We start from the raw sequence: 1952 nt of genomic DNA on the forward strand, positions 1-1952 counted from the left end.
AACGAAGGAATAAAGGCTCTTAATCTGCCGTTAGATAATATAGAGAAGGGAATGCCAGATAGACTTAAGGAAATAAGCAATTTAAGAAAGTTTTTTGGTGAAATAAACAAGAATATTAAGCAAGATAAAGCTATTTTTGAGAAATTAAAAGATAGATGGATAAAATATGAGTATGATTTAAACCAATTGACAATTCGTTGCATAAATGTATGTAGGATCTTAGAGAAAGATGAAGAATCGACATCTTTAAATAAAAGAAGAAAGGTTACAGATAATGGATTGGTTATAGAGAATATCAGCGAAGGTAATTGCTCAAAAAGGTGTAAATTATGATAATTATTTTATACAAGATTGTTGTATAAAAGTAGGAGTATACCTGATATAAGTGAATAGTTGCTTATGTAATTAGGAAAGCAAATGGGAGGAACATTGAAATGGATGTATTTTTAAATGGAGTAAATAGGTTTGGAGATACTAAACTTATAGTTTCAATTAAAAAAGGAATATATGAGATAGCTAATCAATTAATAGACATGGGAGCAGATGTGAATGTAGCCAATAGGGACAAAAGAACACCACTAATGTATGCGTGTGCGAAAGGCATGTCGGAAGTAGCGAGCAAGTTAATAGATAAGGAAGCGGATGTAAATAAAGTAGATAAGAATGGAGTTACAGCACTAATGTATGTGTGTTGGTCTGGCCTATCAGAGATAGTGGATAAGTTAATAGACAAGGGAGCAGATATAAATAAAGCAGTAAATAAGAATGGAAAGACGGCACTAATGTTGGCATGTGAGTACAGTAGGACAGAGATAGCGAGTAAGTTAATAGATAAGGGAGCAGATATAAATAAAGTAGACAAAGATGGAGGTACAGCACTAATGTGGGCGTGTTGGTCTGGCCTATCAGAGATAGTGGATAAGTTAATAGATAAGGGAGTAGATATAAATAAAACAGTAGAAAAAGATGGAAAGACAGCACTAATGTTGGCGAGTGAGAACGATAGAAAAGAGATAGTGAGTAAGTTAATAGACAGGGGAGCAGATATAAATATGGTAGATAGTTATGGAAGAACGGCGCTTTGGTTGGCGTGCAATAAAGGTAATAAAGAGATAGTGAATAAGTTAATAGACAAGGGAGCAGATGTAGATAAAGAAGATAAGGAAGGAGTTACAGCACTTATATGTGCGTGCTCGGTAGATATGCCGGAAGTAGCGAATAAGTTAATAGACATAGGAGCAGATGTAAATGTAGTAGATGAGAGCGGATTTACAGCATTAATGTTGGCGTGTGTTAGAGGCATGTCGGAAGTAGCAAGTAGATTAATAGATAAAGGAGCAAATGTAAGTAGCGTAGATACGAGTGGAAGAACGGTACTTTGGTGGGCGTGTTGGTCAGGCACATCAGAGATAGCGAATAAGTTAATAGACAATGGAGCAGACATAAATGAAGTAGTAGATGGAAAGAAAAAGACGGCACTAATGTTAGCGTGTACGAAAGGTATGACAGAAGTAGCGAGTAAGTTAATAGATAAGGGAGTAGATATAAATAGAGTAGATGAGAATGGAGATACAGCACTTAGTTTGGCAATTGTAGGAGGGATGGATGAGATAGCAAGCAAATTAATAGATAAAGGAGCAGAAATAAAAGATAAGGGTTTAAAAGAAGAATTATTATTTACTGCAGTCAAAAATAATATGGAAAATACAATTGTGAGATTAATTAATAAAGAAGTTAATATAAAATACATATTGAGTAGATTGAATGAAAGTGAGCATAACACATTTATAAAAGCAGCAAATACATATTTAAACGAAGGAATAAAGGCTCTTAATCTGCCGTTAGATAATATAGAGAAGGGAATGCCAGATAGACTTAAGGAAATAAGCAATTTAAGAAAGTTTTTTGGTGAAATAAACAAGAATATTAAGCAAGATAAAGCTATTTTTGAG

General features: G+C 33.9%; 2 protein-coding genes. Both read left to right on the forward strand.

Translation table 11 applies throughout. The features are described from left to right. Positions 1-333: hypothetical protein (locus J6Y29_05550; protein ID MBP5427333.1), on the forward strand; the 333-nt coding region annotated here is incomplete at its 5' end. Positions 334-434: 101 nt separating this feature from the next. After that, the coding region (locus J6Y29_05555; protein ID MBP5427334.1) for an ankyrin repeat domain-containing protein at positions 435-1952 on the forward strand (1518 nt) is incomplete at its 3' end.

The organism is Clostridiales bacterium, assembly GCA_017961515.1.
GTDB lineage: Bacteria > Bacillota > Clostridia > Acetivibrionales > RGIG10202 > RGIG10202.